The following is a 4,106-nucleotide window of genomic DNA, read 5'->3' as shown; positions in this document are numbered from 1 at the left end:
GAACGATAAAGCATTTCACCTTGCCATCCGCAACATCACGAGCAAATACAGGAACAACATCCGCAGTATCTGAGCCACCAATCCAGCGTTTTTCGCCATTTAGAATCCACTTGTCTCCAACACGTTCTGCAGTAGTTGCAAGTCCGCCAGCAATATCAGAACCTGAAAGAGGTTCAGTCAAAGCGAAGCAACCTTGCCAATCAAATGCAGCTAGCTTTGGAAGAAATTCCTTTTGTTGACGCTCATCACCACCCAAGAGAATTGTGTTGTAGCAAAGTCCGCCATGAACTGTGTAGAATGTTGCCATAGAAGCATCGAAGCGAGCAAGTTCAAGATACAAGAAAGCAATATAAAGTTCAGATGGTTTCCAGCTACCCTCACGTCCCTCAAACAATTTCGAATTGTTCATAATTTGAGCGCCCTTAGCCACAGCATAGAATTCTTCAAAAGGAAAATCAGGTTTTTCCCAGTATTCATTAATAACCGGACGGAGATGTTTCTCAATCAAACGGCGAGTTTCTTGTAAAACCTCTGCTTCTCCCAAAGTTAGACCATCCGCATAGTGAAAAAGGTCCTCAGGATATAGTTCGCGTAAAATTTCTTCTTTTGTTGCCATAGTCATGACTCCTTTATTTGTTATAACAGCGCTTACATTTTTGTGTTCGCTATTTGTTGACAACCCCATTCTATCCCTTAGGGTATTATTTTGTCTACTTAATAAATATAAACACCCCTATAAGTTCAGATTATAGGGGCCGATTCTGACTGTTTTATCAAGGATTTCCTCGTTTTTCTACTTACTTATAGGCACAAGAAAAAGTGGTTTACAAATCAGTAAACCACTTTTATTAGTTATTTCAATTTTATGATTCTTTTACTTCGAGCAAACCAACCTCACCATCTTCACGACGATACAAAACATTTGTTGTTTGATCTTCTACGTCTACATAGATAAAGAAATCATGTCCCAACAAATCCATTTGAAGAAGCGCTTCTTCTAAATCCATTGGTTTTAAATCAATTTGTTTTGAACGAACGACTTTTGGTTGCACAACATTTTCATCTTCAACTAAGGCATCTGTAAAGAGTTGGCTTGTCGCAACTTTATTTTTATTTTTACGTTCGATTTTTGTTTTATTTTTACGAATCTGACGTTCAATTTTATCAGTTACTAGATCGATAGAGCCATACATATCTTGAGAAATATCTTCTGCACGGAGAGTAATAGATCCAAGTGGAATCGTTACTTCAACTTTTGCTGTTTTTTCACGGTAAACTTTCAAATTCACACGTGCATCCAACTCTTGCTCAGGTTGAAAATACTTTTCGATCTTTTCGAGTTTAGAAACTACATAATCACGAATCGCTTCTGTTACTTCTAGGTTTTCACCACGGATACTATATTTAATCATATAAGTACCTTCTTTCTAAACATTTTTGTTTTTCTAACTATATTATAACGCTTTCATTTTCATTTTGCAAATTTTTTCCTCATCTTACAAGGGAAAAAGTTTTAACTTCCAAAGCACCCGCTTCTTCCAAAAGTCGTTTTACACGATTCACAGTTGCACCTGTTGTATAGATGTCATCAATCAGCAAGATCTTCTTAGGAAGTGAGATCCCATCTTTAATAAAAAATGGAATTTCAGTAGCTAACCTTTCCAAACGGCTTTTAGAAGAACTAGCACTCTCTTCTCTTTTTCCTAATATATCTTTAAAAGAAAAGCCTGCCGCTTCGACCAAACCCTCAACTTGGTTAAATCCCCTCTCAAGTAATCTTTCAGGACTTAGGGGAATCAACACAAATTGATAACCTCTATACTTTTTCAGCTCCTCAGCAAGAACTGAAGCAAAAACTTTTCTAAGCAAAAAATCGCCATCAAACTTATATTGACTGAAAAAGTCTTTCATAGCTTGATTATAGGTAAAGATTGCCTTATGATCAACCTGAATTCCTTCTTTACACCAAAGTTTACAATCTTGACACTTAGTTGACATATCTGTTTTCATACAGTTTGGGCAATAATTCTCACTAATCTTCTCAAAACTAGAAGCACAAGCTGAGCAAAGATAACTGCAGTCATCCTTCAAAAGGAAGAGACTACTAAAAGTCAGCTCACTCTTTGTAGTCTGGCCACATAGTAAACAGTTCATAATCCTGCCTCCTTGTTCATCTGCTTGATTTCCTTGATCGCCTTCTTGATGGAAGCATTTAATCCATCATGAAAGAAGAGCAACTCACCAATTGGTCTGTCCATACTACGCCCAACTCGACCACCAATCTGAATCAAACTAGACTTGGTAAAGAGCCGATGATTAGCTTCTACTACGAAAACATCCACACAAGGGAAGGTAACCCCGCGTTCCAAGATTGTCGTACTAATCAGTATTGTTAGTTCTCCATCTCGAAAAGCTTGCACCTGCTCTAATCGGTCTTCTGTGACAGAAGACACAAATCCGATATTCTCATTCGGGTACTGCTCCTTCAAGATTTCTTTTAGTTTCTCGCCTTTTTTAATTTCTGATGCAAAGATTAACAACGGATAACCTGTTCTTCTCTGCCTCTCAATATAGGTCTTTAACTTGGTTGATAACTGATTTTTTTCTAAACAGCGATTAAAATCTGATAACCAGACTGGCTTAGGAATAATCAAAGGATTTCCATGAAACCGTCTTGGCAAGCTCAACCTTTTTAATTCTCCTGTGCGAACCTTCCTATCTAACTCATCTGTAGAAGTTGCTGTAAGGAATATCCTTAATCCATCCTCCTTTACACTATTCTTTACAGCATAGTAAAGCATAGAGTTGTCAACATAAGGAAAGGCATCTACCTCATCCACTATCAGCAAATCAAAAGCATGATAAAATTTTAATAACTGATGGGTTGTCGCAACAACTAATGGTGTTCGGAAATAAGGTTCTGATTCTCCATGAAGAAGAGCTATCTCGCAAGCAAAGTCATTCTGCAGTCGCTTATACAGTTCCAAACACACATCAATGCGAGGACTGGCCAAACAAACTGCACCACCATCATCAATCACTTTGGCCACAACTTGATAAATCATCTCTGTCTTTCCAGCTCCTGTCACAGCATGAACTAAAGTCGGTTCTTTCTTTTCGACTGCTCGAATCAACCCCTCTGATACCTTCTCCTGAAAAGAGGTTAACTGACCACGCCATTTGAGGACGTCTTGCTTAGGAAAATCCTCCTGCGGAAAATAGTATAAAGCTTGATCACTCCTGACTCTCTTCATCAGTAAACACTCCCTACAATAGTAAGCGCCGATAGGTAAATGCCATTCTTCTAGAATACTACTATTACAACGTTGACAAAACAGTTTCCCCTTCTCTTTTCTCATTGCTGGCAATTTCACTGCTACCTGTCGTTCTTCTTCAGTTAATTCTTTCTCAGTAAACAAGCGACCGAGGTAATTTGGATTTACTTTCATACTTCTTTATTCGTAAAAATCTAGCGCTTTAGGTAATTTTTTAGTACAATTAAATCATGGAATTTAAAACAATTAAAGAGAACGGGCAAGTCCAAGAAGAAATCAAAAAATCACGCTTTATCTGTCACGCAAAGCGTGTCTATAGTGAAGAAGAAGCTCGTGACTTTATCACTGCTGTCAAAAAAGAACACTACAAAGCCACCCATAACTGCTCTGCTTTTATTGTAGGGGAACGCAGTGAGATCAAGCGTACGAGTGATGATGGTGAGCCTAGTGGTACTGCTGGAGTTCCTATGCTTGGCGTCTTAGAAAATCATAATCTTACGAATGTCTGCGTAGTAGTTACTCGTTACTTTGGTGGAATTAAGTTAGGCGCTGGAGGTTTGATTCGTGCTTACGCAGGTAGTGTGGCCTTGGCTGTCAAAGAAATTGGCATTATTGAAATCAAAGAGCAGGCTGGCATAGCCATTCAGATGTCTTACGCTCAGTATCAAGAATATGGCAATTTCCTTAGAGAGCATCATCTCATGGAGCTGGATACAAACTTTACAGATCAAGTTGATACAATGATTTATGTTGATAAGGAAGAGAAAGAAAATATTAAGTCTGCTCTTGTAGAGTTTTTTAATGGAAAGGTTACTTTAACAGATCAAGGTT

The 4,106-nt window shown here is 38.2% G+C and carries 5 protein-coding genes; 1 reads left to right on the top strand and 4 read right to left on the bottom strand.

What is annotated here, in order from left to right; all coding sequences use genetic code 11:
• The 4 genes from Q0191_RS04785 to Q0191_RS04770 all read right to left on the bottom strand — a co-directional run.
• Positions 1-616, bottom strand: a 616-nt coding sequence (locus tag Q0191_RS04785; protein WP_297664303.1) for an acyl-CoA dehydrogenase family protein, incomplete at its 3' end; no start/stop codon positions are given.
• A 247-nt stretch (positions 617-863) separates the two neighbouring features.
• Positions 864-1,412: a ribosome hibernation-promoting factor, HPF/YfiA family gene (gene raiA / locus Q0191_RS04780; RefSeq protein WP_084856399.1), complete on the bottom strand. Its 549-nt coding sequence runs from the start codon at positions 1,410-1,412 to the stop codon at positions 864-866.
• Between the two features lie 79 nt (positions 1,413-1,491).
• Entirely contained in the window at positions 1,492-2,154 is a 663-nt protein-coding gene (locus tag Q0191_RS04775) for a ComF family protein (protein ID WP_297664299.1), read from the bottom strand.
• Positions 2,151-3,449, bottom strand: coding sequence for a DEAD/DEAH box helicase (locus Q0191_RS04770; RefSeq protein WP_297664297.1), 1,299 nt, complete (start codon positions 3,447-3,449; stop codon positions 2,151-2,153). Before Q0191_RS04770 ends, Q0191_RS04775 begins: the two co-directional genes overlap by 4 nt.
• A gap of 56 nt (positions 3,450-3,505) precedes the next feature.
• Between Q0191_RS04770 and Q0191_RS04765 the strand changes: the two genes are divergently transcribed.
• A partial coding sequence (locus Q0191_RS04765; protein ID WP_297664295.1) for a YigZ family protein occupies positions 3,506-4,106 on the top strand: 601 nt, incomplete at its 3' end.

The organism is uncultured Streptococcus sp., assembly GCF_938036805.1.
Classification (GTDB): domain Bacteria; phylum Bacillota; class Bacilli; order Lactobacillales; family Streptococcaceae; genus Streptococcus.
This window is presented reverse-complemented; position numbering and strand designations above follow the sequence as displayed.